Annotated in this window: 17 protein-coding genes; 9 read left to right on the top strand and 8 right to left on the bottom strand. The window is 70.4% G+C overall.

Annotation, left to right across the window (positions count from 1 at the left end; genetic code table 11):
- Positions 1 to 37 precede the first annotated feature (37 nt).
- Complete coding sequence (locus JNB50_RS07740; protein ID WP_208039513.1) at positions 38 to 1,708, top strand: hypothetical protein; 1,671 nt, start codon at positions 38 to 40, stop codon at positions 1,706 to 1,708.
- A gap of 51 nt (positions 1,709 to 1,759) precedes the next feature.
- Here JNB50_RS07740 and sucB read toward each other — a convergent pair whose 3' ends face one another.
- The 3 genes from sucB to JNB50_RS07725 form a co-directional block, all read right to left on the bottom strand.
- On the bottom strand, positions 1,760 to 3,289 hold the full coding sequence (gene sucB, locus JNB50_RS07735; RefSeq protein ID WP_208039512.1) for a 2-oxoglutarate dehydrogenase, E2 component, dihydrolipoamide succinyltransferase: 1,530 nt from the start codon (positions 3,287 to 3,289) through the stop codon (positions 1,760 to 1,762).
- 66 nt (positions 3,290 to 3,355) lie between these two features.
- Positions 3,356 to 4,729 carry a dihydrolipoyl dehydrogenase gene (lpdA, locus tag JNB50_RS07730; RefSeq protein ID WP_208039511.1) on the bottom strand — a complete coding sequence of 458 codons (1,374 nt, stop codon included), beginning with the start codon at positions 4,727 to 4,729 and terminating at the stop codon, positions 3,356 to 3,358.
- Between the two features lie 106 nt (positions 4,730 to 4,835).
- Positions 4,836 to 6,317: a leucyl aminopeptidase gene (locus JNB50_RS07725; RefSeq protein ID WP_208039510.1), complete on the bottom strand. Its 1,482-nt coding sequence runs from the start codon at positions 6,315 to 6,317 to the stop codon at positions 4,836 to 4,838.
- A 118-nt stretch (positions 6,318 to 6,435) separates the two neighbouring features.
- Here JNB50_RS07725 and JNB50_RS07720 point away from each other — a divergent pair, with 118 nt between their 5' ends.
- The 6 genes from JNB50_RS07720 (at position 6,436) to JNB50_RS07695 (ending at position 12,945) form a co-directional block, all read left to right on the top strand.
- On the top strand, positions 6,436 to 7,365 hold the full coding sequence (locus tag JNB50_RS07720; RefSeq protein WP_208039509.1) for a proteasome assembly chaperone family protein: 930 nt from the start codon (positions 6,436 to 6,438) through the stop codon (positions 7,363 to 7,365).
- A gap of 61 nt (positions 7,366 to 7,426) precedes the next feature.
- On the top strand, positions 7,427 to 8,767 hold the full coding sequence (locus JNB50_RS07715) for a nitrate/nitrite transporter (protein ID WP_208039508.1): 1,341 nt from the start codon (positions 7,427 to 7,429) through the stop codon (positions 8,765 to 8,767).
- A 177-nt stretch (positions 8,768 to 8,944) separates the two neighbouring features.
- Entirely contained in the window at positions 8,945 to 10,270 is a 1,326-nt protein-coding gene (locus tag JNB50_RS07710) for an RNA polymerase sigma factor (protein ID WP_208039507.1), read from the top strand.
- A gap of 1 nt (position 10,271) precedes the next feature.
- Complete coding sequence (locus JNB50_RS07705; RefSeq protein ID WP_208039506.1) at positions 10,272 to 11,546, top strand: MurT ligase domain-containing protein; 1,275 nt, start codon at positions 10,272 to 10,274, stop codon at positions 11,544 to 11,546.
- Entirely contained in the window at positions 11,543 to 12,259 is a 717-nt protein-coding gene (locus tag JNB50_RS07700) for a type 1 glutamine amidotransferase (RefSeq protein ID WP_208039505.1), read from the top strand. The genes JNB50_RS07705 and JNB50_RS07700 overlap by 4 nt, the downstream gene beginning before the upstream one ends.
- A 68-nt stretch (positions 12,260 to 12,327) precedes the next feature.
- The gene (locus JNB50_RS07695) at positions 12,328 to 12,945 is read left to right on the top strand and encodes an acetyltransferase (protein WP_208039504.1); all 618 of its coding nucleotides are present in this window, start codon (positions 12,328 to 12,330) and stop codon (positions 12,943 to 12,945) included.
- Here JNB50_RS07695 and JNB50_RS07690 read toward each other — a convergent pair.
- The 4 genes from JNB50_RS07690 to JNB50_RS07675 form a co-directional block, all read right to left on the bottom strand.
- Positions 12,893 to 13,743 (bottom strand): IS5 family transposase gene (locus tag JNB50_RS07690; RefSeq protein WP_208039503.1). Its coding sequence is split into 2 segments (ribosomal slippage): positions 12,893 to 13,441 and positions 13,444 to 13,743, totalling 849 coding nucleotides; the frame shifts between segments, so codons are not numbered across the junction. The genes JNB50_RS07695 and JNB50_RS07690 overlap by 53 nt on opposite strands.
- A gap of 97 nt (positions 13,744 to 13,840) precedes the next feature.
- On the bottom strand, positions 13,841 to 14,917 hold the full coding sequence (locus tag JNB50_RS07685) for an alanine racemase (RefSeq protein ID WP_208039502.1): 1,077 nt from the start codon (positions 14,915 to 14,917) through the stop codon (positions 13,841 to 13,843).
- A gap of 37 nt (positions 14,918 to 14,954) precedes the next feature.
- Entirely contained in the window at positions 14,955 to 15,665 is a 711-nt protein-coding gene (locus tag JNB50_RS07680) for an alanine racemase (protein WP_208039501.1), read from the bottom strand.
- Between the two features lie 67 nt (positions 15,666 to 15,732).
- Complete coding sequence (locus tag JNB50_RS07675; protein ID WP_055915732.1) at positions 15,733 to 15,969, bottom strand: hypothetical protein; 237 nt, start codon at positions 15,967 to 15,969, stop codon at positions 15,733 to 15,735.
- A 224-nt stretch (positions 15,970 to 16,193) separates the two neighbouring features.
- Here JNB50_RS07675 and JNB50_RS07670 point away from each other — a divergent pair, with 224 nt between their 5' ends.
- A complete protein-coding gene (locus JNB50_RS07670; RefSeq protein WP_208039500.1) occupies positions 16,194 to 18,278 on the top strand; it encodes a type IIA DNA topoisomerase subunit B in 2,085 nt (694 codons plus the stop codon).
- A 197-nt stretch (positions 18,279 to 18,475) separates the two neighbouring features.
- On the opposite strand, the gene JNB50_RS07665 is transcribed toward JNB50_RS07670, so the two are convergent.
- Positions 18,476 to 20,953 (bottom strand): DNA topoisomerase (ATP-hydrolyzing) subunit A, encoded by a 2,478-nt coding sequence (locus JNB50_RS07665; RefSeq protein ID WP_208039499.1) that lies wholly within the window; start codon positions 20,951 to 20,953, stop codon positions 18,476 to 18,478.
- Positions 20,954 to 21,031: 78 nt separating this feature from the next.
- On the opposite strand from JNB50_RS07665, the gene JNB50_RS07660 reads away from it, so the two are divergent.
- Entirely contained in the window at positions 21,032 to 22,165 is a 1,134-nt protein-coding gene (locus tag JNB50_RS07660; protein WP_243768137.1) for an alkaline phosphatase family protein, read from the top strand.

Below are 22,165 nucleotides of genomic sequence, written 5' to 3'. Positions count from 1 at the left end.
GGCCGCCGCGGCCGGAGTCGGGGCGGTGAGATGGGGTATGAGCATCTTCGCGCGACGTCCCATCGACCTGGCACGGCTGGTCGCGGCCGTCGCGTCCGAAGCGGGATGGCGGATCGAGCGGTGGGATGCGGGCGGGAGCGGGGTGGATGCGGGTGCTGGCGGTGCAGCGGCGGGCGGGGTGCGAAGGCGCGGGGAGCGACGGCGCAGGGCGCGAAGGCGCGGGCGTGCGGTGCCCGGGTACGGGGGAGCGGAGGGCACGGTTGCGGCGCGGTCGATGGAGCAGGTCTCGATCGTGGTGAGTGGGGGAGAATTGCGCGTTCCGGCACGTGTGACGATCGCCGCCCACGCCGGCGGTGATGCGCCCGGTACGGACCCGGTCGCGGGTATCCGGTCGGAACACCTCCCGCGCACACTGCCACCCCCAGAGCTGCGTGCGGTGCGGGCGGCGCGCGCCCGCGGTCTCGCGATCCGTCTCGTCGAGCATCCGACGAGAGGTACGCTCGACGACGTTCTTGCGCGAGCGGACGGGCTGGCGATCGGGGAGGCCGTCACCGTGCTGGCGGCCGTCGCCCGCGGTGTCGCCGACCTGCACGCGGGAGGTCGGGCCGGTGTGCTGCTCGCGGCGCCGTACGTCGGGTTCCGTGACGACGGTTGCCCGATCCTCACGGGAATCGACCGGCTGCGTCCGCTCGACCACGGCACGGCTCGGGAAGACCTGGGCGCGTTCGCGGAGCTGGCGACGACCGTGTGCTCCGCGGTGCGCGGAGGGAGGGCCGCGGCACTGCTGGCAGCATCGACGGCGGGAGGCCACCGGTCCTGGGACGACGTGATCTCAGCGGTACTGCGCTCCGCGGATCCGATCGCGATCGCTCGACCGTCAGACGCCGGAGCGGACACTGCAGCGCCCCTGAACGCCGACGCAGCGTCGACACGCAGAGAACCGGCTCGTAGCGGCGCCGCCCCGAACTCGAACGAGCCGCCCCCGGTCGAGGCCTTCTGGGACCTCGAAGCGACCGTCCTCCGCGACGACGTGCGTGCCGTCGTGTCCGCGTTGCCGCGCGACGCTGCCCCAGGACTGTACGGAGTGACGCACGCGGAGGCTCCACCCCACGACGGCGGCGGGCGAGACACGGTCATGACCGTGCCGGCCGGTCGAAGACCCGCGCCGGGACCCCTGAGGTGGGATGGCGGCGGTCGCGCACGGGAACCCGTGGGGAGGGATGGCGGCGGTCGCGTACCTGACCGCACTGCGCGGGACGGCGGCGGTCGCACACCAGACCACACGATGTGGGATGGCGGTCGGCGCCCACCAGAGCGCGCGGTGCGGGATGGGGGCGGTGGGCGCGCACCGGATCGGGCCGAGCGGGGTGGCGGTCGGCGTGCACGGGAACGTGCGGAGTCGGGTCGCGGCGGCCGCCAACCGGAACGCACCGAGTGGAATGGTGTTGCCACCTCGGGGAGTGGGCGCGCTCTGGGGGCCGCCGAACGGGTGCTGTACGAGGTCGGCGACCGGCCGATCGGGCGGCTCGTCGGCGCTGCGCGAGCGTGGGCTGGCGAGCGGCCCCTGCTGGTCGGGATCGCGCTCGTTCCGCTCGTGGGAGTGCTGCTCGCCCTCGTGCTGATTCCGGCGGACGGACCGGCCGCTGACGTCGTCGGGAAAAGCAGTTCGGCCCTGCTCCGCGAAGGCGGAACAGGGCCGAACCGGTGATCACTCGAGCTGAGCGCCCGAGCTGGTGCGACGGTCGAGGTCGCGGGTGGGTCAGATGCCGAGGCTGCCCTCGAACGCGCCGCCCTCGAGGCGGTTCTTCACCGCGACGAGGAAGCGGGCGGCGTCGGCGCCGTCGACGATGCGGTGGTCGTACGACAGGGCGAGGTACACCGTCGAGCGGATCGCGATCGAGTCCGTGCCGTCGGCCGAGATGACGACCGGCTTCTTGGTGACGATGCCGGTTCCCAGGATCGCGACCTGCGGGAGGAAGACGACCGGGGTGTCGAACAGCGCGCCGCGCGAACCCGTGTTGGTCAGCGTGAACGTGCCGCCCGCCAGCTCGTCCGGCTTGAGGCGGTTGTCGCGCGTACGCTCGGCCAGATCGGTGATCTCACCGGCGAGGCCGGCGATGTCGAGGTCGGACGCGTTGCGGATGACCGGGGTCAGCAGCCCGCGCTCGGTGTCGACGGCGATCGAGATGTTCTCGTGGTCCGGGTAGACGATGCTGTCACCGTCGACGGTGGCGTTGATGACCGGGTAGGCCTTCAGCGCCTCAGCGGCGGCGAGAGCGAAGAACGGCAGGAACGACAGCTTCGTGCCGGTCTTGGCGAGGAAGTCGGCCTTGACCTTGTCGCGGAGGGCGGCGACCTTGGTCACGTCCACCTCGACGACGGTCGTCAGCTGCGCGGTCGACTGCATCGAGATGACGGCACGCTCGGCCACAACCTTGCGCAGACGCGACATCTGCTGCGTGGTACCGCGCAGCGGCGAGACCTCGACGACAGGAGCCGCCGCGGCCGGGGTGGCAGCCGCGGCCGCAGGAGCGGCGGCGGACAGGATGTCCTCCTTGCGGATGCGACCGCCGACACCGGTGCCGGTGACGGTCGACAGGTCGACGCCCTGCTCGTTCGCGAGCTTCCGGACGATCGGGGTGACGTAGCCGGCGTTGCCCGCGTGCGCCCCCGAGGTCGCAGCAGGAGCAGCGGCCGGGGCGGCAGCGGGAGCCGGAGCGGCGGCAGGCGCCGGAGCAGCAGCGGCCGCAGGAGCAGCAGCGGCGGCCGGAGCCGGAGCTGCAGCAGGCGCGGGAGCGGCAACGGGAGCCTCCTGGACCGGAGCAGCAGCAGGAGCCGGCGTGGGCTCGGCGGCCGGAGCCGGAGCAGCGGCCGGAGCCGGAGCAGCCGGAGCAACCTCCGGAGCCGGAGCGGCGGCCGGAGCCTCCTGCGCCGGAGCGGCGGGAGCGGCCTCAGCGGGAGCCGCGGCAACCTCCTGGGCCGGGGCTGCAGCCTCGGCCGGGGCGGCCTCCTGAGTGGGGGCCGCGGCCTCGGGAGCCGAGCCGGCGCCGGAACCGTCGCCGATCGTCACGAGCGCGGTGCCCACCTCGACGGTCTCGTCCTCCTGCACCAGGATCGCCTCGATCACGCCCGCCACGGGCGAGGGGATCTCGGTGTCGACCTTGTCGGTCGAGACTTCGAGCAAGGGCTCGTCGACCTCGACACGGTCGCCAACGTTCTTCAGCCAGCGGGTGACCGTGCCTTCCGTGACACTCTCGCCGAGTGCCGGGAGGCTGACGGATTCGCTCATGAGCTTTTCTCCTTCAAAACCTGATCGTTCAGTAGCTTATTGCAGCCGCTCCCGCGGCAGACGTCTTCAGAGGGTGTGCAGCGGCTTGCCGGCGAGGTACAGGAAGGCCTCGCCGAGCGACTCGTTCTGCGTGGGGTGCGCGTGGATGAACGGGGCGATGTCCTCCGGGTACGCCTCCCAGTTCACGGCCAGCTGCGCCTCGCCGATCAGCTCGCCGACACGGGCTCCGATCATGTGAACGCCGACCACGGGGCCGTCCTTCACACGCACGACCTTGACGGAGCCGCTGGTGCCGATGATCTCGCTCTTGCCGTTGCCGGCCAGGCTGTAGTCGTAGCTCGTGACCGCGTCGGTTCCGTACTGCTCGACCGCCTTGGCCTCGGTGAGGCCGATGGAGGCCACCTCCGGGTCGCAGTAGGTGACCTTCGGGATGTTGACGTCGGGGACGACGATCGGGTTGAGACCGGCGATCTCCTCCGCCACGAAGATGCCCTGCTGGAAGCCGCGGTGCGCGAGCTGCAGGCCGGGGACGATGTCGCCGACGGCGTAGACGCCGGGGATGTTGGTCTGGAGGCGCTCGTCGGTGATGACGAAGCCGCGGTCGAGCGTGACGCCGACCTCGTCGTAGCCCATACCCTGCGTGAGCGGGCCGCGGCCGACGGCGACGAGGAGGAGCTCGGCCTCGACGGTGCTGCCGTCTTCGAGGGAGACGACGACGCCGTTCTCGTTCTGGGTCACGCCGGAGAAGCGGACGCCGAGGCGGTAGTCGATGCCACGGCGGCGGAACGCGCGCTCGAGGGACTTGCTGATCGCCTCGTCCTCGTTGGGGACCAGGTGCGGCAGCGCCTCGATGATGGTGACCTCTGCGCCGAACGACTTCCAGACGCTGGCGAACTCGACGCCGATGACGCCGCCGCCGAGGACCGCGACCTTCTTGGGCACGAAGTCGAGCTCGAGCGCCTGCTCGCTCGTGATCACGCGGCCGCCGATCTCGAGGCCGGGAAGGCTGCGGGAGTAGGAGCCGGTGGCGAGGATGACGTTCTTGCCGACGATGGTGTCCTCGCCGACCTGCACGGTGGTCGGGGAGGTGAGGCGCCCCTCGCCCTCGATGACGGTGATGCCGCGGGCCTTCACCAGGCCCTGGAGGCCCTTGTACTTCTTGGCGATGATGCCCTGGCGGTACTCGGTCACGCCGTTGATGTCGACGCCCTGCAGCTGGGTGATGATGCCGTACTTGGCGGATTCGCGCGAGTAGTCCGCGACCTCGGCCGCGTGCAGCAGCGCCTTGGTGGGGATGCAGCCGCGGTGCAGGCAGGTGCCGCCGACCTTGTCCTTCTCGATCATGCCGACGGTGAAACCGAGCTCGGCCGCACGCAGCGCTGCTGCGTAGCCTCCACTCCCACCGCCGAGCACCACAATGTCAAAGTTCTGCTCAGACACCCAGCTACTCCCTCGCGTGCATCAGGATTCGTGACACGATCCTGCCCCGAGGGGTGGCCCGAGGCAGGAGTTGCATGGGCAGGATTTTCCCGCCCATACGACCCTACTACCTCTGGGAAAAGTCCTCGGCCAAACGGATGAGCGCGCGTACGCTCACGGCGGACGGTCCCTTGCCGGTGAACCCGTACGGGGCGGACGGCCCCTTGGCCGGCCCCGCGATGTCGAGGTGCGCCCAGGGGATCCGCGGGGCGTCGTCCCCGTCGTCGGTGCGGCCAACGAACTCCTGCAGGAAGACGCCGGCCAGCAGCATCCCGCCCGCGGTGACGCCCGGGTTCGCGTTGGCGATGTCGGCGACGTCGGAGTTGATGGTCGCGCGCAGCTCGCTGGCGAGCGGCATCGGCCAGAGCAGTTCGCCGGAGGCCTTGGCCGCGGCGAGCACGTCGCCGACCAGGTCGTCGGACCCCATCACGGCCGCGTAGCGCGTGCCGAGCGCGACCATCGCGGCGCCGGTCAGGGTCGCGACGTCGACGATCGCGTCGGGGTGCTCCTCGCTCGCGGCGACGAGGCCGTCCGCGAGCACGAGCCGGCCCTCCGCGTCGGTGTTGAGCACCTCGACGGTGCGGCCGCCGCGGATGCGCAGCACGTCGTTGGGCCGGATGGCCGAACCGGAGGGCATGTTCTCGGCGAGGCAGAGCCATGCGGTGACGTGCACGGGCAGAGCGAGGCGTGCGGCGGCGAGGGCCACGGCGAGGACGGTGGCCGCGCCGGTCATGTCGTACTTCATCCCGACCATGCCTGAGGCCGGCTTCAGCGACAGGCCGCCGGAGTCGAAGGTGATGCCCTTGCCGACGAGTGCGAGGTGCTTGCCGGCGTCCGCCGGCGCGTAGTCGACCTTCACCAGCCGCGGCGGGCGGGTCGAGCCCTGCCCGACGCCCAGGATGCCCCCGAAGCCCTCGGCGGCGAGCCGGCGCTCGTCCCAGACCTCGACGGTGACGGGGAGGCCCTCCGCGGCCTCCTCGACGCGAGCGGCGAACGACGCGGGGTAGAGGTCGATCGGGGGAGTGTTCACCAGATCCTTCACCAGGGAGGCGGCGCCCGACACCGCGGCAGCCCGCGCGATGAGAGCCTCCGCGTCGTCGGAGGACCCGATCGCCTCGATCGTCTCGACGGGCGCTTTCACGCCGGCGCGGCTCGCCGAGCGGTACTCGGTGAAGGCGTACGCGCCGAGGGCCGCTCCTTCGAGCACCGCTCCGAGCTGCGCGTCGTCGGCCGCGGGGAGGTCGACGGCGACGTGGCCGATGCCCGCGAGCTGCCGGATCGCGGTGCCCGCCGCATACCGCAGGGCGTCCTCGTCGACCGGCTCAGGGAGCCCGACGACGGCGAGCCCGGGGCCGCCCGCAGAGCCGGGGAGGCGCACCAGCTCATCCTTGCCCCCGCCGAAGCCGACGGCGGCCAGCTCGTCCGCCAGGCCGTCGCGGGCGCTCGACGAGAGCACGGTGACGCCGTCGGAGCCGGTGCGGGCCGCGACGACGAGGACGGCGGCGTCCGGAGAGGGGGCGGACGAGAGGAGGAGTGCGGGAGCGGTCATGTCTCGACATTAGCCGCTGGCGCCCGCGTCCTCGCGGATGCCGCCTGTTCGCTGTGGGCGTGCTGCGAGCGGGGCCGGCCGCAGGGTCGACGCCCGGAGCTCGGCCTAGAGTTGAGGTATGCGAGACCCCGGCGAACTGTACGAGCTGAACCCGGCACTGGACGTGCCGGAGGGCCTCCCGCTGATCGCGGGGCTCACCGGCTTCGCCGACGCCGGATCCGGTGTGAGCCAGTTGGGCACCTACCTGCTCGGCACGCTGGACAGCGAGGTCGTCGCGACCTTCGACGCCGACATCCTCCTCGATTACCGCGCCCGCCGGCCGATCATCTACTTCGATCAGGACCACCTCGCCGACTACCAGCCGGCCACGCTGCGGTTGCACCTGGTGTATGACGAGCTGCGCCAGCCGTTCCTCTTCCTCTCCGGGTTCGAGCCGGACTTCCGCTGGGAGGCGTTCACCGAGGCGGTCCTCGGCCTGATCGAGCGCTTCAAGGTCAAGAACGTGACGTGGGTGCACTCGATCCCGATGCCGGTTCCGCACACGCGCCGGATCGGCGTGACGGTCAGCGGCAACCGCAGCGACCTGATCGAGGCGATGTCGATCTGGAAGCCGCAGACCCAGGTGCCGGGCAACGCCCTCCACCTCCTCGAGTTCCGGCTGCAGCAGCTGTCGTACCCGATCGCGGGGTTCGTCCTCCTCATCCCGCACTACCTGGCCGACACCGAGTACCCGGCGGCGGCGATCGCCGGGCTCGAGAGCATCAGCGCGGCGACCGGGCTCATCTTCCCGACCGACCGCCTGCGCGAGGAGGACCGCGAGTTCGTCGCGAACATCGACGAGCAGGTCGCGGGCAACCCCGAGCTCGGCAAGCTGGTGGGCACGCTGGAGGAGCGGCACGACAGCTATATGGAGGACACGCAGGTGCGCTCGCCGCTGACCGACCGCGACGGGGAGCTGCCGAGCGCCGACGAGATCGCCGCCGAGCTGGAGAACTTCCTCGCCTTCCGCCGCCACGGCGACGACGAGAACCCTCGCGGCGACCGCTGAGCCCGGTCAGGCGGGCATCGCCCGGCATGGGCCGAGTCTGAGCCGGGCGTAGGATCGTGGGGTGAATTCGCGGCGGTCCTGGGTCATCTTCGGGATCGGAGTCTTCGCCTATCTGGTCGCCGTCATGCAGCGCACCAGCATCGGTGTGGCCGGCGTCGCGGCGACGGAGCGCTTCCACGTCTCGGCCGCCGTTCTCTCGTCGCTCGCCGTCGTCCAGCTGATCGTGTACGCGGCGATGCAGGTGCCGGTCGGCGTCCTGATCGACCGGGTGGGCTCCCGCGCGCTGATGATCGCGGGCACCGCTCTGATGGTGGTCGGGCAGGTCACGGTGGCGTTCGCTCCGACGATCACGCTGGCGATCGTCGGCCGCATCCTGGTGGGCGCGGGCGACGCCACGGTGTTCACCTCCCTGATGCGGTTGGTGAACTCCTGGTTCCGCGGCAGGCTCGTCCCTCAGCTGTCGCAGTGGATCGGTAACATCGGCCAGCTCGGACAGGTGCTGTCGGCCGTCCCGTTCGCCCTGCTGCTGCACCAGTCCGGGTGGACGACCGCCTTCCTCAGCGCGGCGTCGGTGTCGGTCGTGGCCCTCGTCGGGATCGTCGCCGCCATCCGCGACCGCCCGGTGGGATCGAGCGAGGGGCCGCGTCCGGCGACGTGGCTGGAGTCGATGCGCCAGCTGCGCATCAGCCTCGCGCGGCCCGGGACGCAGCTGGGCTTCTGGTCGCACTTCACGACCCAGTCCTCCGGCACGGTCTTCAGCCTGATGTGGGGGCTGCCGTTCATGGTCTTCGCGCTCGGCATCGACCCGGCGGAGGCCAGTGGCCTCCTGATCGTGTCGGTCGTCGCCGGACTGATCTCCGGCCCGATCCTCGGTCTGCTGACGGCGCGGTTCCCGCTGCGGCGCAGCAACCTGGTGCTCGGGATCGTCGGGATGATGGGGATCGTCTGGGCGCTGGTGCTGCTGTGGCCGGGAACGCCTCCGCTCTGGTTGCTGGTCCTGCTGCTGGTGGCCATCGGGGTCGGCGGCCCCGGATCCCTGATCGGCTTCGACTTCGCCCGCACGTCGAACCCGCTGCACAGCCTCGGCTCCGCCAACGGGATCGTGAACGTGGGAGGCTTCCTCGCGAGCTTCGTGATGATGTTCCTGATCGGAGTCGCCCTCGACGCGCAGAACACCGCCCACACGACGGCCGGGTTGTACGCGCTCGACTCGTTCCGCTGGGCGTTCGCGATCCAGTACGTGATCATCGGGCTCGGCGTCGTATTCCTCGTGCGTGCGCGCCGCCGCACCCGCCGTCGACTGGCGGAGGACGAGGGAATAGAAGTGGGGCCTCTCTGGGTTGCATTGGTAGACGTTTGGCGGAGGCGACGTGGTCAGGAGCCCGGCGAGAACGTGCAATAATTGATACCTGGACCCGTTCATGTCCTGAGGTTGGAGCGCTTGATGGCGCCCGGCGAGAAAGCTCAGGACTTGACATGGGTCTTAGTAATGTCCGCACGCGACCTCAGTCGGGCGCCCGGCCGCCGCATCACGGCCCCCGCCCGGTATGAAAGCCAGCTTTGTATGGAAGGTAGGCACATGGCAACCCGTGCAGCAACCACGGCCCGAGAGGCCGAGACCGAGACCGTCGAGACCGAAGAGGTCGCCGGCGTTTCGGGCGCCGCGGTCGCGAAGCCGACCGCGAAGAAGGCCGCCAAGGCTCCCGCCAAGAAGGCGACGACGAAGAAGGCCGCCAAGGGCGACGACGACGAGGAGCTCGACGAGGACGCCGAGGTCGAGATCGACGAGGACGACGTCGCCGAGAGCGACGACACGGACGCCGAGGACTCCGACGAGTCCGAGGGCGATGGCGACGACTCCGACGAGTCCGGTCCGAAGGGCGAGAACGCGGCCGTCCAGGCTGCCGCCGACGCCCCGTTGCCGACCGACGCCCTCGTGCTCCGCGCGGTCGACGAGGACGACGACGTCCCCGTGTACTCGACGACGATCACCGGCGCCACGGCCGACCCGGTCAAGGACTACCTGAAGCAGATCGGCAAGGTCCCGCTGCTGAACGCCGCGGAGGAGGTCGAGCTCGCGATGCGCATCGAGGCCGGCCTGTTCGCGGAGGACAAGCTCGCCAACACGCCGAACATGCCCAAGGAGCTCGAGCGCGAGCTGCGGTGGGTGGCCCGCGACGGCCAGCGTGCCAAGAGCCACCTGCTCGGCGCCAACCTGCGCCTCGTGGTCAGCCTCGCCAAGCGCTACACCGGGCGTGGCATGCAGTTCCTCGACCTCATTCAGGAGGGCAACCTGGGCCTGATCCGTGCTGTCGAGAAATTCGACTACACCAAGGGCTTCAAGTTCTCCACGTACGCCACCTGGTGGATCCGTCAGGCGATCACGCGCGCGATGGCCGACCAGGCCCGCACCATCCGCATCCCCGTGCACATGGTGGAGGTCATCAACAAGCTGGCCCGCGTCCAGCGGCAGATGCTGCAGGACCTCGGCCGCGAGCCCACCCCGGAAGAGCTCTCCAAGGAGCTCGACATGACCCCTGAGAAGGTCATCGAGGTGCAGAAGTACGGTCGCGAGCCCATTTCGCTGCACACGCCGCTCGGCGAGGACGGCGACAGCGAGTTCGGCGACCTGATCGAGGACACCGAGGCGGTCGTCCCGGCCGACGCGGTCGGGTTCACCATGCTGCAGAAGCAGCTGGAGAGCCTCCTCGACTCCCTGTCCGAGCGCGAGGCGGGCGTGATCCGCATGCGCTTCGGGCTGGGCGACGGTATGCCGAAGACGCTCGACCAGATCGGCGACACCTTCGGCGTGACGCGTGAGCGCATCCGTCAGATCGAGTCGAAGACGATGGCGAAGCTGCGCCACCCGTCCCGCTCGCAGTCGCTGCGCGACTACCTCGAGTAAGGTGCGCTATCGACTGGCGGTCATCGCCGGCCGCCTCGCCCGCTGGCTTCTGCGCCTGCGGGGAGGCGGCTCCGCGGTGCCGGGGCGGGTCGCGCTCGCGATCGCGCCCAAGTTCCTCGAACGTGCGGTCAGCCGCCTTCCGCTGGGCGTCGTCTTCGTCTCCGGGTCGAACGGCAAGTCGACCACGACGAACATGCTCACGGCGATCCTGCGCGAGCACGGTCTGAACGTCTTCACGAACCCGTCGGGGGGCAACCTCCCGCAGGGGATCGCCTCCGCGCTGCTGGCGGACGTGCCACTCGACGGCTACGTTCGCGGCGATGTCGGTGTCATCGAGGTCGACGAGGCCTACGGCGTCGATCTCGCGACGGTGCTCAAGCCGCGCGGCTCCCTGCTGCTCAACGTGCAGATCGACCAGCTCAACCGCTTCTTCGAGCCCACCCGCGTCATCGGGATGCTCCGCACGATCGCGGAGCGCTCCGGTGAGTTCGTCGTCGTGAACGCCGACGACGACAGCCTGGCGCGCGTCGGCGCGGAGCTCGCGGCCGAAGGCCGGGACGTCACCACGTTCGCCGTCGCCCCCGCGATCATCGAGTCATCGCCCAACGGTCTCGCCAACGTCACGGACTTCTCCGGTGCCGCCGCGGGAACGCTGCCGGTGCCCGCGGTCTTCGTCAGCAAGCTGGAGACCCAGAGCGCGCAGCTGACCATCGGCGGCGAGTCCGTGCGCATCGGCCTGCCCGCTCGCGGCCTCCACTACGCAGTCGACGCCGCCGGAGCGACGGCGATGGCCCGCCGGGTGCTGGGCGACGATTTCCGGTCGGAGGCCGTCGTCGCCGCCATGAGCTCCCTGCGGACGGTCTACGGTCGCGGCGAGACGCTGCGGGTCGGCGACGAGGACATCGAGATCATCATGATGAAGAACCCGCCGAGCCTGCAACTCAACCTCGACTACTTGAGCCACAGTCCGGAGCAGGTCTTCGTCTCGGTCGACGAGGGCACCCCCGATCCGTCGTGGGTGTACGACATCGACCTCTCCAAGCTGGAGCACGTCGACATCGTGTCCGGCACCAAGGCCTGGCAGTTCGCCACCCGGTTCGCCTACGCCGGCATCGAGGTCGACCAGGTGATGCCGGAGCTCAAGCCGGCGCTGCAGGCGTTCCTCGCGCTGCCGAAGCCGTCGCGCGGCACCAAGACGATGATCGTGAACTACGAGCAGATGATGGCGATCCGCAAGCAGCTGGGCTTCCTCGACTTGGAAGGCGGCGCTTCGTGAGCGTCCTACGCATCCTTCACCTCTACCCGCGCGAGCTCGGGATCAACGGCGACGCGGGCAACGTGCTCGCACTCGCCGAGCGTGCCCGCTGGCGGGGCCTGGAGGCCGAGGTCGTGACCCACGCGCCGGGCGGCGAGTTGCCCGCCAGCGTGGACATCGTGCACATCGGCTCCGGGCCGCTCTCTTCGCAGCGCGCGGTCGTGGGCGACGTCGCTCGCATCGCCCCGCAGCTGCGGCGGTGGCGCGATGCGGGCATCCCCATCCTCGCCATCGCCGGAGGCTGGCAGCTGCTGGGCACCGAGATCGTGACGCCGGAGGGCGAGACGCTCACGGGCGCCGGGGTGTTCCCCACGCGTGCCGTGCTGGGCTCGCGCCGCCACGTCGCCGAGGTCGTCGTGAAGAGTCGGGACGGCCTCACCCTCGCCGGATTCGAGAACCACTCCGCGACCACAACGCTGGAGGGCGGGGAGCCGCTGGGCGCTGTCGTGAGCGGCTTCGGCAACGGAGACCGCACCGAGGGCGTCGTCATCGGCAGCGCGATCGGCACGCACCTGCACGGCCCTGTCCTGCCGATGAACCCCGTGCTCGCCGACCGGATGCTCCAGACGGCCGTGCGCGGCGAGCTGCCGCCCGTCACCCAGACCGAGCGCGTCGACCGTTACGCCAGCAACGCCCGCCGCGCGATCGCCGACCGCCTCGGCGTCACGCTCTGATTCACGCGGGCGGCTAGGGCGTGTCTGAGAATTCGGTCCCGGCCTGAGCTTTGGGTCACACTGGATGGGTGCAGCGTGAACAGGTGGTGGTGCGTTCCGATGATACGAGGCGCGCGGAGCTCGAAGCTGCTGGGTGGGTCGTTTCTTCGCGTTCCTGGGCCGCGCAGCTGACCGCGTCGCGCATCGATGTCGATGCGCTGTCGACCATGGTTCAGCGCGGCCGCCGTCACGGCGACATTCGCGAGATCGGCGACGCAGACCTCACGTCGGTTCTCGCCCTGGACTCGGCGACGCTGGCTGACTATCCGGGTGGAGTCGCGAACCGGCACAGCGCTCTGACGATGTCGACCGCTCGCGTGACGGGCGCGAGGCGAGGCTTTGGTGTCTTCGATGATGAGGGTCGAGTCGTCGCGGTCACCTTCGTCGATATCGACGGGCGGCGCGCTGAGACTGACTTCACAGTGGTCGCCGCAGGGTCTCGGGGACTTGGCATCGGCTCCGCAGTGAAAGCGGCCTCCGTGCTCGCCCTTCTTCGCGACGGCATCGAGATCTTCCGAACCGGAGGGGCCGCGGAGAATGTCGCCATTCTCGCTTCCAACATGAGCCTCGGGTATGTGGTCGACGAGGAATGGGTCACCCTCTCGCCACCTCTACAAGTAGCCGAGACCGGGCGAGCACGGCGTTGAGGACGACGGCGGCGCGGTAGACAACGACGTGCTTGTCGTAGCGGGTGGCAAGGCCGCGCCACTGCTTTATGTTGCAGTAGTTGCGCTCGATCACGTTCCGATTCCGGTAGTCGGTGGCATCCAGCGCGACGGGCCTGCCGCCGCGTGATCCTCGACGCTTGCGATGCCCCTTCTGGTCATCGGGCTCCGGGATCACCGCCTTGATCCCACGGGAACGCAAGTGAGCGCGGATCGCACGGGACGAGTACGCCTTATCACCCCGGACCGCGTCGGGACGAGTGCGTGGCCGACCTGTGTCGCGGCCGACACGCAGTTGCGCCATCAGCGGCAGGAACATCGGCGAGTCACCCGCCTGCCCGGGGCTGATCAACGTGACCAAGGGGAGCCCATCGCCATCGACGAGTTGGTGGATCTTCGTCGACAGGCCGCCGCGCGACCGGCCGATGCCGTGGTCAGGCGGCTCGACCCGCGGATCCGTGTAATTCGATGCAGCCCCCCCGTGGTGCGGGTCGTGTTCGTCGCGTGCTGATGCGCCCGTGCGATTGTCGAGTCCACCGACAGAGACCAGTCGATCAGGCCCGCCCTGTCCACGGCAGCGATCAGCTTCGCCAGCACCCGGTCCCAGGTCCCGCCGGTCGCCATCCGGTGGTGCCAGGTCCACACCGTCTGCCAGGGTCCGAACACTTCGGGCAGGTCGCGCCATGCGATCCCAGTCCGATACCGGTAGACGATCCCCTCCACCATTAGACGTGCATCCGCTAACGGCCTTCCCTTGCGCCCGGTCGGACGCGGAAGCATCTCCTTAATCAGCGACCACTGAGCATCCGACAGGATCTGAAACCGCGACGCGGATCAAGACTTCCAGCACACCGCAGATTCATTTGTCAGACACGGCCTAGTTGATGTAGACGCGGGGGACGCGCGAGGCGACGCCGGTGACCATCTCATCGGCGATCGTCTCGGCCCAGTCGGCGTATTTCTCGGCGGTGACGTCGCCGTCGCGCCCGGTGCCGAACAACACGGCCGTGTCGCCGACGTTCACCCGCGCGGGACCCGCTTCGACGAGCATGGAGTCGACGTCCACCTCGATCACGGGGCAGCGGCGGCCGGCCAGGAGCACCGAGGTCTTCGCGATCCCGAGCGTCGGGATGCCGTCGCCGTAGCCGATCGCGAGTCGCGCCCGCGTGGTGCCGCCGACATGCACCTCGGTGACCGGAGCTTCCAGACGCATGACGGCCTCCAGCCCGAGTTCGGCGCCCGTGCTGTCGTCGAACGGCGAGAAGCCGTAGGCGGCGATGCCGAACCGCACGAAGTCGAAGCGCGCTTCGGGCATCCGGATGCCCGCTGAACTCGCGGCGAGGTGCAGCACCTCGAACCGTGCGCCGCGCGCCTCGGCCTCCGCGACCGCGCTGCGGAACTCCGCCAGAGCGGCCTCGTCATCCGCGAGCGACGCGTCGGCCAGGTGCGACCAGGCGGCGCGGATGCGGACGATCCCGCGCCGCTCCAGCTCGAGCGCGGCGTCGATCAGGTGCGGCCAGTCTTCGCGCGTGGCGCCGTTGCGGCTGAGGCCGGTGTCGACCTTGAGGTGGATGACCGCTCGCCGGTCGGCGCCGGCCTCCGCGATCGCCTCGAGCTGCCAGATCGCGGAGATGCCGAGCTCGATGTCGGCTTCGATGGCCGCGCGCCAGTCGGTGTCGCGGCCGTGCAGCCACGCCAGCAGCGGCACGGTGATGCCCGCGCTGCGCAGCACCAGCCCGGCCGTCACCTCCAGGACGGCGAGGGAGGTCGCTCCAGCCTCGAGCCCCGCCTCGGCGATCGGGATGAGCCCGTGGCCGTAGGCGTCGGCCTTCACCGCGAGCATGGTCTGCGCCGGAGCGATCAGCCGAGTGAGATGCGCCACGTTCCGGCGGAGGGCCGCCAGGTCGATGACCGCGCGGGGGAGCGGCTCGTCGATCGCGTCCACGATGGTCATGCGCTCGCGCTCCTCGTCGGGTGGCCGTAGTCGTGGGTCACGGCGTGTAGACCCGTTCGATCCGCCGGCCCAGCCGGCTCGTGATGACGGGTGCGGCGACGCCGAGCGCCGCCTCCCAGTCGGTGGCGGCGGGCTCGCCGCGTGCAGGGTCGCCGAACAGGACGACCGGGTCGCCGGGCGCAGCGTCCGTGTCGCCGACATCGACCACGAACTGGTCCATCGCGATGCGTCCGGTGACGCGCCCCGTCGTCGCGCCGACGAGCACGGGCGCCTTGTTCGACGCGACCCGCAGGATGCCGTCGGCATAGCCGAGTGCGACGAGCACGAGCGTGGTCGGCCGCTCGGTGCGGTACGTGTAGCCGTACGACACGCCGCGGTCGGCGCCCACGCGCTTGACGGCGATGATCTCGGCCGTCAGGCGCAGCGCCGGCGTCGTCGGATGGGAGGCGTCGAGGCCGAGGAGCTGCGGGCCGAGCAGATTCTGCGCGCCGCTCGCGTGCCGGCCGGCCGGAGCTCCCACGTGCGCGGGGGCGGGGATGCCGGCATCGGCCAACGCAGAGGCGTCCTCCACCCGGGAGACGAGAAAACCGCCGACCCCCGCGTCGGTCAGCGCACGCGCCACGGGGATGAGCCCGTGGCCGTACGCGTCGGCGCGAAGATCGGCGGTGCAGTCGGGGAGGGGTGCAGAGGCGACAGCGGAGGCGTTCGATCGGATGGCGTCGAGGTCGACGAATGCGCGTCTGCGCACGCCGGTGGCTCCTGCCATCGCCCGATCAGCTCCGTCTCGAGGCTCGTACCGCGGACTCCGGGTGGGCCTAAGCGCGCTGCTCTTCGAAGAGACGCGCGGTCTCGTCGTGCCAGCTGTGCGCGATCTGCGAGAGCTTCTCCTGGTGCTTCTTGCCGTGGTGGGCGCAGAAGAGGAGTTCGCCGTTGTTGACGACGACGCGGATGTACGCCTGAGCGCCACAGCTGTCGCAGCGGTCCGCGGCCGTGAGTTGCGGCCCCGACTCGAGCTCGTCAACCGCACCGTTCTCCGAGGTGATAGTAGACATGTGATGCTCCTTTCCGTCGCAACCGGTGAACTCGGTATCTCTATAGAACCACGTAAACCCGGCCGCAAGGCGCGTATTGGCTGCTATTTCGCTCAACGCGTAGCCTCCGGCCTCGCGGGTGTCGATCGTGGGTTCACCCCGCGCACCGCTTACTCTGGAGGATGCACGGCGCCCGGAACGACAGCGGGCCCGCACGGAACAGGCACGGAACACAAGGAGCGCTCGTGGCGAGCTCGGACTATTCGGCGAGGCACCTCTCGGTGCTGGAGGGCCTGGAGGCGGTGCGCAAGCGTCCCGGCATGTACATCGGCTCCACCGACTCGCGCGGCCTCATGCACTGCCTGTGGGAGATCATCGACAACTCCGTCGACGAGGCGCTCGCCGGGCACGGCAGCGCCATCGAGGTCATCCTGCACCCGGACGACAGCGTCGAGGTCCGCGACAAGGCGCGCGGCATCCCCGTCGACGTCGAGCCGAAGACCGGGCTGACCGGTGTGGAGGTCGTGTTCACCAAGCTGCACGCCGGCGGCAAGTTCGGCTCTGGTTCGTACGCGGCCTCCGGCGGCCTCCACGGCGTCGGCGCGTCGGTGGTCAACGCGCTGTCCGAGCGGCTCGACGTGGAGGTCGACCGCGACGGCAAGACCTGGGCGATGTCGTTCCACCGTGGCGAGCCCGGCGTGTTCGCCGACGGCTCCGCCGCCCCGAGCCCCGACGCCGCCTTCTCCCCGTTCGTCAGCGACAGCGAGCTGCGCATCGCCGGCAAGGTCGCCAAGGGCGTGACCGGCACGCGCATCCGCTACTGGGCCGACCGTCAGGTGTTCACCAAGGGCGCCGAGTTCTCTGTCGACGACCTGATCGGCCGCGCGCGGCAGACGGCGTTCCTCGTGCCGGGTCTCGCCATCACGATCGACGACCAGCGCTCGGCCGAGGGTGAGCGGACCACCTTCAGCTACGACGGCGGCATCTCTGAGTTCGTGGACTTCCTCGCGCCGGACAGCCCGATCACCGAGACCTGGCGGCTCAGCGGCGAGGGCCACTTCACCGAGACCGTGCCCGTGCTGTCCGAGAGCGGCGCGATGGTGCCGACCGAGCTCAAGCGCGAGTGCCAGGTCGACATCGCGCTGCGCTGGGGCACCGGCTACGACACCGTGATGCGGTCGTTCGTCAACATCATCGCCACCCCCAAGGGCGGCAGCCACCAGACCGGCTTCGACCAGGGCCTGCTCAAGTTCCTGCGCCAGCAGGTCGAGCAGAACGCGCGCCGCCTCAAGGCGGGGACGGACAAGCTCGAGAAGGACGACGTGATGGCGGGCCTTACAGCTGTGCTCACGGTGCGCCTCCCCGAACCGCAGTTCGAGGGCCAGACGAAGGAGGTGCTCGGCACCCCTGCCGTGCGCACGATCGTCGCGAACGTCATCCAGAAGGCCCTCGCCGAGCGCTTCTCGTCGTCCAAGCGCGACGACAAGGCGCAGTCGGCGCTCGTGCTCGACAAGGTCGTCGCCGAGATGAAGTCCCGGATCTCGGCGCGGGCGCACAAGGAGACGCAGCGCCGCAAGAACGCGCTGGAGACCTCCTCCCTGCCCGCGAAGCTCGTCGACTGCCGGTCGAGCGACGTCGCCAACAGCGAGCTGTTCATCGTGGAGGGCGACTCGGCGCTCGGAACCGCGCGTCGCGCCCGCGACAGCGAGTACCAGGCGCTGCTGCCGATCCGCGGCAAGATCCTGAACGTGCAGAAGGCCTCGGTGTCCGACATGCTGTCGAACGCCGAGTGCGCGGCGATCATCCAGGTGATCGGTGCAGGTTCCGGCCGTTCCTTCGAGATCGGGTCGGCCCGCTACGGCAAGGTCATCATCATGTCGGACGCCGATGTCGACGGGGCGCACATCCGCACCCTGCTGCTGACGCTGTTCTTCCGCTACATGCGCCCGATGATCGAGGAGGGCCGGGTGTTCGCCGCCGTGCCGCCGCTCCACCGGGTGGTCGCGATCAATCCCGGCTCGAAGCCCAACGAGACGATCTACACGTACTCGGAGGCGGAGCTCCAGGCCGTACTCGCCGATCTGAAGAAGCGCGGCAGGAAGTACCAGGAGCCCATCCAGCGCTACAAGGGCCTCGGCGAGATGGACGCGGACCAGCTGGCGACGACGACGATGGACCGAGCGCACCGCACGCTGCGCCGCGTGCGCGTCTCCGACGCGGAGGCCGCGAACCGCGTGTTCGAGCTGCTGATGGGCAACGACGTCGCGCCGCGCAAGGAGTTCCTCATCGCGAGCGCGGACGACCTGTCCCGCGCCCGCATCGACGCGTAGTCGGTAGCGGAGGAGATGTGCGCCTGCCGCCCGGCGGGTCGCAGGTAGCGGAGGAGATCCAACGCTGCTGGACCCGGCACTCCTCCGTTGCCCGCGCCTCGGCGCGTCGGTAACGGAGGAGATCGGGGCAGAAAGAGGCCGAGTCTCCTCCGTTAGCTGACGGCGCGCCGGGACGGCCGCCGGATCTCCTCCGTTGGCTACGCCAGGCGGTGACCGAGGGAGCCGACGACCATGTCGAGCGGGGTTCCGGAGCCGTCGCGGCGCGAGCCGCCCTCGGGGAGCACGCGCGCGGCGCCGTCGGGGCCGACGGCGAGTGGGGACGCGCCCACCCAGGCGAGCGCCAGCTCGGTCTCGCCCTTGAGGAAGCGCTGCGAACGCACACCGCCGGTCGCCCGGCCCTTCGCCGGGAACTCGCCGAAGTCGCTCACCTTGCCGCTGCCCGGGTCTGCGCCGGGGAGGGTCTGGTCGCTGACGGCGATCGTGACGACCTCCGCCCGGTCGCGGTCGGCGGCCTCCACCGCACCGAAGAACACCACGCGCGCGTCGGCGGCGAGGTTGATGCCGGCCATGCCGCCGGCCGACCGGCCCTGCGGCCGCACCGACTTCGCGGCGAACCGCAGCAGCTGCGAGTCGCTCGCCACGAACACGAGCTCGGCGTCGTCCGCGGTCTGCGCGGCGCCGACGACGGCGTCGCCGGACTTCAGCGTGATGACCTCGAACTCCGGCTTGTTGGCCCAGTCGCCCGGGGTGACGCGCTTGACGACGCCCTGCCGGGTCCCGAGCGCGATCGGCTGATCCGACGACAGCGACACGACCGCGAGCACTCGCTCCGTGCGGTCGGCGAGCGCCAGGTAGTCGGTCACCTTGACCCCGGCGCCGAGCTGCACGGAGTTGACCGGCGCGGCGGGGAGGTCGACGGGCGAGAACCGGATGAGCCGGCCCCGATCGGTGATCGCGCCGATCTCGCTGCGGCTCGTGGTGTCGAGCTGGGAGAGGATCGCGTCGTGCTTGCTGCGGCGGGCCGGCGGCTGGATGCGGTCGAGTCCGTCGCCCTCAGCCCCGTCTGCCACCGCATCGACGCGGAGGATCCGGCCCGTGGTCGACAGATACACCCGGCACGGGACGTCGGCGACCTCCAGCTGCACGGTCGTGGCCTTGCTGCGGGAGCCGGACCCGGCGATCGACGGCTTGGCCTCGGTCAGCAGCGTGCGGCGCGGGGTGCCGAACTTCGCGGCGACCTGCTCCAGCTCGTCGGACACGAGCGTCTCGATGCGCGCCCGGCTGGCGAGGAGCTCCTCCAGCTCGGCGATCTCGGCCCGCAGCTGGTCGCGCTCGGTCTCCAGCTCGATGCGCGAGAACCGGGTGAGTCTGCGCAGTCGCAGCTCGAGGATGTAGTCGGCCTGCAGTGTGCTCAGGTCGAAGACCTGCTGCAGCCGGGTGCGCGCCGCATCGGTGTCGTCGGAGGTGCGGATGACCTGGATGACCTCGTCGATGTCGAGGATCGCGACCAGGAGGCCCTCGACCAGGTGCAGCCGCTCCTTGCGCCGGGCCAGCCGGAACTCCGAGCGCCGGGTGACGACGCTGACGCGATGGTCGAGGTAGACCCGCAGCAGCTCGCGCAGACCGAGGGTCTGCGGGCCGCCGGCGACGAGGGCCACGTTGTTGATCGCGAAGCCCTCCTCCAGCGGCGTGTGCCGGTAGAGCTGCTCGAGCACCGCCTCTGGACTGAAGCCCGTCTTGATGCCGATGACGAGACGGAGACCGTGCTGACGGTCGGACAGGTCGGTGACGTCGGAGATGCCGTTCAGCTTCTTCGCGTTGACGCCGTCCTTGATCTTCTCGATCACCTTCTCCGGGCCGACCATATAGGGCAGCTCGGTGACCACGAGGCCGTTCTTGCGGGCGGTGATCGACTCCACGGAGACCTTCGCGCGCATCCGGAAGCTGCCGCGGCCGGTGGCGTAGGCGTCGCGCACCCCGGCGAGGCCGGCGATGGTGCCGCCGCTCGGGAGGTCGGGCCCCGGCACGTAGTCCATCAGCTCGTCGAGCGTCGCCTCCGGGTTCGCGAGCAGGTGCCGTGCGGCGCCGACGACCTCCACGAGGTTGTGCGGGGCCATGTTGGTGGCCATGCCGACGGCGATGCCGCTCGCGCCGTTGACGAGGAGGTTCGGGAAGGCCGCGGGCAGTACATCCGGCTGCAGCAGCTGGTTGTCGTAGTTCGGGACGAAGTCGACGACGTCTTCGTCGAGGTCTTCCGTCAGCGCGAGCGCGGCGGCCGCGAGTCTGGCCTCGGTGTACCGGGCGGCGGCGGGACCGTCGTCGAGCGAGCCGAAGTTGCCGTGGCCGTCGACCAGCGGAACGCGCAGGGTGAAGTCCTGCGCCATCCGCACCAGGGCGTCGTAGATGGCGCTGTCGCCGTGCGGGTGCAGCTTTCCCATCACCTCGCCGGTGACGCGCGCGGACTTCACGTGACCACGGTCGGGCCGCAGGCCCATCTCGGTCATCATGTAGAGGATGCGGCGCTGCACGGGCTTCAGGCCGTCCCGGGCGTCGGGGAGGGCGCGGGAGTAGATGACCGAGTAGGCGTACTCGAGGAACGACCCCTGCATCTCCGTCGTGACGTCGACGTCTTCGATGCGTTCTGTTACCGGGGCCTGATCGTCTGCTGGTGTCATTCGTGCATTCGGTGATGGGGCGGCAGGAGGCGCGGGTTCGACGGCTCCCGTCCGTCCAGCTGTGACAGACTGGGCCGGATGCCCTCCATGCTACCGGCCGCGTTCACCACCCCGGCGAGCCTCGCCACGGTTCTTCCGAGTTCGCTGGCAGCGGTGCAGGGGCGGCCGAACGCGCTCGGTCTCCGCCCGTTGCAGCACGCGGTGGTCGTCGTGGTCGACGGCCTCGGCGCGGCAGCGCTCAAGGCGCGCGAGGGGCACGCCCGCACTCTGGCCTCCCGTCTCGGCAAGGCGACGACGATCGACGCGGGATTCCCGACGACGACGGCCGCAGCGCTCGCCACGCTCACGACCGGCACGATGCCGGGGGAGCACGGGCTGGTGGGCTACCGGGTGCGCGACGATGCCGGCCGGCTCACCAACCAGCTGAACGGCTGGGACGAGAAGATGGACCCGGCCGTCTGGCAGCGCTCGCGGACGGTCTTCGAGGCGGCGTCGGCCGCCGGAGTCGCCGCCTACGCGGTGGGGGTGCCCGCCTACGCGGACTCGGGGTTCACCCACGCGATCCTCCGCGGAGCCGAGTTCATCGCCGGCCGCACCATGGCGGATCGCTTCGACGCCGTGCGGGACATCCTCCGCACGCCCGGCCCTGGTCTCACCTATCTCTACGTCGCCGAGCTCGATCAGGCGGCTCACGCGCGCGGCTGGGAGTCGCCGCGCTGGACGGCCGAGCTCGAGACGCTCGACGGCCTGGTCGCGCAGCTGGCCGCCGCCCTCGGTCCGGCCCACGGTGTGCTGGTGACGGCCGACCACGGGATCGTCGACATCCCCGAGAGCGGCCACGTGCTGTACGACACCGCGCCGGAGCTGCTGGAGGGCGTCGACGAGGTCGCCGGCGAGCCACGACTGCTCCACCTCTACGTGCGACCCGGTGCGACCGCGGCGGACATCGCAGCACGCTGGAACGCGGTGGAGGGCGGCAGGTCCTGGGTCGCCACCCGCGACGAGGCCATCGCCGCCGGCTGGTTCGGTCCCACCGTCGCTCCGGAGGTCGCCCCGCGGATCGGCGACGTGCTCGTCGCCGCGCGCAAACGCATCGCCTACTACGACTCGCGCGACCCGCAGCGCACCGGACGCAGCATGATCGGCCAGCACGGGTCGCTCACGCCGGAGGAGACACGCGTGCCGCTGCTGCGGTTCGGCGCGGCGGTCTGA

The organism is Leifsonia sp. TF02-11 (assembly GCF_017565305.1).
In the GTDB taxonomy this organism is placed as follows: domain Bacteria; phylum Actinomycetota; class Actinomycetes; order Actinomycetales; family Microbacteriaceae; genus Leifsonia.
This window is presented reverse-complemented; position numbering and strand designations above follow the sequence as displayed.

Bases quoted from the DNA above. Each gene is read 5' to 3' on its own strand.
- JNB50_RS07740 (WP_208039513.1), top strand. From the start codon at position 38: ATGAGCATCTTCGCGCGACGTCCCATCGACCTGGCACGGCTGGTCGCG.
- sucB (WP_208039512.1), bottom strand. From the start codon at position 3,289: ATGAGCGAATCCGTCAGCCTCCCGGCACTCGGCGAGAGTGTCACGGAA.
- JNB50_RS07725 (WP_208039510.1), bottom strand. From the start codon at position 6,317: ATGACCGCTCCCGCACTCCTCCTCTCGTCCGCCCCCTCTCCGGACGCC.
- JNB50_RS07720 (WP_208039509.1), top strand. From the start codon at position 6,436: ATGCGAGACCCCGGCGAACTGTACGAGCTGAACCCGGCACTGGACGTG.
- JNB50_RS07710 (WP_208039507.1), top strand. From the start codon at position 8,945: ATGGCAACCCGTGCAGCAACCACGGCCCGAGAGGCCGAGACCGAGACC.
- JNB50_RS07685 (WP_208039502.1), bottom strand. From the start codon at position 14,917: ATGACCATCGTGGACGCGATCGACGAGCCGCTCCCCCGCGCGGTCATC.
- JNB50_RS07675 (WP_055915732.1), bottom strand. From the start codon at position 15,969: ATGTCTACTATCACCTCGGAGAACGGTGCGGTTGACGAGCTCGAGTCG.
- JNB50_RS07665 (WP_208039499.1), bottom strand. From the start codon at position 20,953: ATGACACCAGCAGACGATCAGGCCCCGGTAACAGAACGCATCGAAGAC.
- JNB50_RS07660 (WP_243768137.1), top strand. From the start codon at position 21,032: ATGCCCTCCATGCTACCGGCCGCGTTCACCACCCCGGCGAGCCTCGCC.